Raw genomic sequence first — 4,813 nt, 5'->3', positions numbered from 1 at the left:
CGGCACCTTCCGCGCCGCCGGCTGGTTGTTCGCGCTGTGTGTGGCCGCCGCGGCCGTGGCCGGATCACTCGCGGTGGTGGATCGGCGCGCGGGCCGCGGGATTCTGCGCGACGCGGTCGCGATTCCGCTGGCGTCCTTCGGTGGTATCGCCTGGGCCTACGCCGCGCAGGGCGACCGGCCGCACAGCGAAGGGGCCCGCACCCGGCGGCTCGGCGTATCCGTGGTCGTCACGGCCGGGCTGCTGGTGGTTTTCGTTCCGCTGCTGGCCGGTGCCGATGCCACCTTCGCCGCCCTGGTCGAGGGCCTGGTTCCGCGGTTGGACACCGATTCGGTGGTGCGCTGGAGTGTGCTGTTCCTGGCGGCCACGGCGGGCTGCCTGGGTGCTCTCCAGCTACTCGCCCGGCCCGGCGCCGAGGTGACGGCACCGGCGCGGCCACCGGGCCGGACCTGGGCCCGGCTCGAATGGGGACTCCCGGTCGGTGCGCTCGCGGCGGTCTTCACGGTATTCGTCGGCGCGCAGCTGGTGGCCTTGTTCGGTGGCGACGACTACGTGCAGCGTACGGCCGGGCTGACCTACGCCGAATACGCGCGCGGCGGATTCTGGCAGTTGTCGGCGGTCACCGTGCTCACCCTGGCCGTCATCCTGCCGGTGCTGCACCGCGCCGACCGGGACGCGGCCGGCGACCGCCGATGGCTGCGTATCGTCCTGTGCCTGATCAGCGGCCTCACCCTGGTGATGATCGCCTCCGCGCTCGGGCGGATGTGGACCTACCAGCAGGCGTACGGATTCACGGTGCTGCGGCTGCTGGTCGGCACCTGCGAACTCTGGCTCGCGGTCGTCTACGTCCTGGTGGTCGTCGCGGTGCTGCGGCTGGAGGCGGGCTGGTTGCCGCGCACCGCCATCGGGACCGCCGCGGGGGCGCTACTCCTGCTGTCGGTGCTCAATCCCGAGGCCCTGGTGGCTTCCGCGAATATCGACCGCTGGCAGCGCGGCGAGGAACTCGATCTCCACTACCTGGGCGGGATGTCGGTCGATATTGTCCCCGCCACCGATCGCCTGCCGGCCCCCGTGCGGACCGATCTGCGCGCGCGGCTCGGCGCCGGACTCGACGACGACACCTGGAACAGCTGGAACCTCGCCCGGATGCGGGCCCGGTGAGAGCGGCGCGGACCACCGGCGGCAGACCCGCGCGCCGCGGATCTCAGCGGTACTCCGCCAGGCCCGCCGCCAGTTCCTCCCGGTCGTCGTCGCGTAGCCCGGCCAGGGCCTGCTGGAGCGCGAAGGTCCCCCGGACGGCCGTGATGCGGCTGGTGAGCTCCGGATCGGCCGGGCCCCGACGAGCCAGGATGCCCTGCACCAACGTTTGCCCGTGGCCCGCCTCTACTGCCGCGAGATCCTCGGCCTGATCGCCCAGGGCGACATCGTCCCAGTCGAGAATTCCGGTCATGCGCGGCGTACCGTCACGCCACTCCCACAGCACGTTCTCCGGACCGAGATCACCGTGGACGACCGCATCGGCGAGCGGCGGCGCCGCCTCGACCGCGACGAGTTCCCGGTCTGCCCGCCGCCGCCCAGCGTGCGACATCAGCGGGAAGAGGGCCACGCGCACCTCGCCGGCGAACCGGGACCATCGGCCGACCGGTGTCCGCGGCAGCAGGCGGCGCGCCTCCGGATCCTGCCCCGCACGGGCCAGAGCGGTCAGTATCCGCGCGTACTCGGCCACGACCGCCGTCTCGGCGCCGGAGAGCAGCGCGGGATCGAGTGCAGCGCCGGGGATCCGGTCGAGCACCAGATAGGGCGTCGCATCGGCATCCCGGCCTTCGGACAGGGGAACCGGCGTCCGCACCCCGAGGTCGAGCGCCGCGAGGGTGCGCAGCGTGCGCGACCGCCCGGACAGCCGCGCGGCCGCCGCCGGGGTGCGTGGCAGGCAGACCACCCGATCCGCGCCCACGATCACATCGTGGAACTGCCCCCGGCGCACCACCGGATCCGCCTCCCCCGGCAGCACGTGCCGCAGCAACTCGCGGCGAAGGTCGCGGATGTCTCCCGGCCCGGAGGAGTTGCCGCGCAGGGACGTTCCGTCCGGTCCAGAACTGGACCCCCGCATCTCTATACCCGCCACTTTTCCGTTCGGTCTCAGCCGCAAACACGGCTTAACGCAGCCTACAGCGCGACCCCGGCACCACCGTCGCCGTGATGGATTCCGCAACAACGGAGTCCGGGCCGACCACCTCTACGGCGCCCACAGATATCCATGTTACTGTCCGGTAGGTCACAGACGTGAAACAAGCCACGTTCGGCAGCGGACTGTGACCCGGCACCCGGATACCGGTCCGGGGCGGAGGGCATGGAGAGTGACGATGATTCGGAAACAGTGGCGTTCCCGGTGGGGCATGCGGGGACGGGCAGGACGGGGCGCCGTGGTCGCGGTGGTCGTCGCATGCGCCGCCGCCGCGGTGGGGATCGCGGCGAACCAGCCGCAGGCCGCCGCGGCCCCGGACGATTTCTACCTGCCGCCGGCGCAGATCCCGGCCGAACCCGGCGCGGTCATCAAGACCAGGCCCATGTCGCTGCTGGCCACCCTGCCCACCGAACAGGGATGGCCGGGCAAGGCCGATCACGTCATGTACACCACCCGGCTGCAGGACGGATCGCCCGTCGCCGTCACCGGCACCTACATCGATGCCGCGGGGCCGTGGCTGGGGGCGGGCCCGCGACCGACAGTGGTCATCGGCCCGGGCACCTCGGGTCAGGGCGACCGGTGCGCGATGTCGAAGGCTTTCTCCACCGGGATCTCGATCACCGCCGATCCGTCCCCGTCGCTGTCCGCGAACCAGGAACTGCCGTCGTCGGCGGTGTGGAGCAGGCTGGGCGCGCGCGTCCTGGTCACCGACTACGTCGGCCTGGGCACGCCCGGTATCCATACCTACGCCAACCGGATCGAACAGGCCCATGCCGTGCTCGACGGCGCGCGGGCGGCCAATGCGCTGGGCGGCGTGGGCGCCGATACCCCGGTGGTGTTCTGGGGATACTCCCAGGGCGGTGGTGCCGTGGGCGCGGCCGCGGAGATGCAGACCGACTACGCACCGGAACTGAATCTCCGGGGCACCTGGGCCGGCGGGCCGGTCGCCGATCTCGCCGCCATCCTGGAGCGCATCGACGGCGCCCTCATCGGCGGCGCCATCGGTTTCGCCGTCAACGGCCTGCTCGCCCGCTACCCGGACCTGCAGAAGGCGGTCGACCGGGTGACCGGCCCGGCCGGGCGGAACACGCTCGCGGAACTGAGTGATATGTGCATCGGTGACATCATCACCCGCCACCCGTTCATGAAGACGAACTCGTTGACCGTCGACGGACGCTCGCTCACCGAACATCTGAGCGAGATTCCCGAGGCCGCTCCGGCGCTGGCCGAACTCCGGCTCGGCAGCCGGGCCCCGGCCACCCCGGTGCTGATCACCAGTGGCCTCAACGACGACACCGTCCCCTACAACCAGGCCCGGCGCCTGGCCGATGATTGGTGCGGACAGGGTGCCACGGTCACCTTCCGCACCAACGACCTGCCGCCGATCCTGCCCGGCACCACCATTCCCAACCATTTCGGTCCGGAGATGATCGACGGGTTCGGCCCGGACAACGCGATCACCTATCTACTCGACCGCCTCGCCGGCAAACCGGTTTCCGGCTGCACGATCGACTGATCCGGCAGCGCGGGACGGCACCGGCGAATCACCCGGCCGTCCCGCCCTTCCGAACCCGAGCCGCCCCGGCCCGAAGGTGATACCGATCACCTGGCCGGGGCGGCTTTTTCGTGCGTTCATCCAGATCTGGCACACAGGCCCGCATGCCGAAAAATGCCCTGATGACCGGCGCCGACAACTCCGTCGGCGGCCCAGGGCAGACCGCCGACCCGGGCATCGCGCCGACCCGATCCGGGCGCCACGATCATCCCAAATGTCCGAAAAGCTGCCCCCACCTGCGTCTTCTCCACCCCTCCCATTAGTTGATTAGCGCAAGCAACCGATATATTGTTGATTACCGAAAGAAACTAATCACTGTCTTGGAGTCGCCGTGACCGTCTCAGCCGCCACCGCGCAGAAACTCCTCGGCGAAATGTTCCAGATCAGCCGGGCACTGCGGTCGGCACTGGCCCACTCCGACGCCGGCGAGCTCCTGCCCGGAGCTCTCGGTGTCCTCACCACCCTCGAGTCGAGGGGCCCGTGCCGGCAGGTCGATCTCGCGAGCGATCTGCGGATCACCGCGTCGGCGATGAGCCGGCACATCACCGAACTGGCCGCCGCAGGATATATCAGCAGACGAGCCGACCCCAGCGACGGCCGGGCCGCGCTGGTCGAGCTCAGCGGCGACGGGCAGAACCTGCTGCACCACGCGCGGGATATCCATACCCGCCATCTGCAGGAGACGCTCGACGACTGGACCGAGGACGACGCCGAACAGGCGTTCCTGGCCGTACGCCGACTCCGTAATTCCCTCAATGCCCCTCATTCCGGCGACCGATGCGGCGTTCCGGACGAGAATTCGCAGGTTTCGAAAGTGAGAGCCGATGTCTGACACCGAGGCCCCCGCAGCCTCTCGCGATCCGCTCGCCATGAGCCATCGCCAGATCCTCGAGGCGATGACGGGCCTGCTGGCCGCGCTGTTCACCGCGCTGCTCAGCACCACCATCGTCGCCAACGCCCTACCCACCATCATCGCCGACCTCGAAGGCTCCCAAACCGCCTACGCCTGGGTCATCACCACCGCACTGCTCACCAACGCCGCCTCCACCCCCATCTGGGGCAAACTCGCCGACCT

Annotated in this window: 4 protein-coding genes and 1 pseudogene; 4 read left to right on the top strand and 1 reads right to left on the bottom strand. The window is 70.2% G+C overall.

The window, feature by feature from the left end; translation table 11 throughout:
• Window positions 1-1,159: DUF4153 domain-containing protein (locus ACWDU1_RS29655; RefSeq protein WP_450003512.1), on the top strand; the 1,159-nt coding region annotated here is incomplete at its 5' end.
• Between the two features lie 43 nt (window positions 1,160-1,202).
• Here ACWDU1_RS29655 and ACWDU1_RS29650 read toward each other — a convergent pair.
• Window positions 1,203-2,108 carry a phosphotransferase family protein gene (locus tag ACWDU1_RS29650; protein ID WP_450003511.1) on the bottom strand — a complete coding sequence of 302 codons (906 nt, stop codon included), beginning with the start codon at window positions 2,106-2,108 and terminating at the stop codon, window positions 1,203-1,205.
• A gap of 253 nt (window positions 2,109-2,361) precedes the next feature.
• On the opposite strand from ACWDU1_RS29650, the gene ACWDU1_RS29645 reads away from it, so the two are divergent.
• From ACWDU1_RS29645 to ACWDU1_RS29635, 3 genes and pseudogenes are all read left to right on the top strand, one after another.
• Window positions 2,362-3,699, top strand: a complete 1,338-nt coding sequence (locus ACWDU1_RS29645) for a lipase family protein (RefSeq protein WP_450003509.1) — start codon at window positions 2,362-2,364, stop codon at window positions 3,697-3,699.
• 370 nt (window positions 3,700-4,069) lie between these two features.
• On the top strand, window positions 4,070-4,570 hold the full coding sequence (locus ACWDU1_RS29640) for a MarR family winged helix-turn-helix transcriptional regulator (protein WP_450003507.1): 501 nt from the start codon (window positions 4,070-4,072) through the stop codon (window positions 4,568-4,570).
• A pseudogene (locus tag ACWDU1_RS29635) lies at window positions 4,563-4,813 on the top strand (MFS transporter); the annotation flags it as partial. The gene ACWDU1_RS29640 and the pseudogene ACWDU1_RS29635, both read left to right, overlap by 8 nt.

The organism is Nocardia sp. NPDC003345, from assembly GCF_053589395.1.
This window is presented reverse-complemented; position numbering and strand designations above follow the sequence as displayed.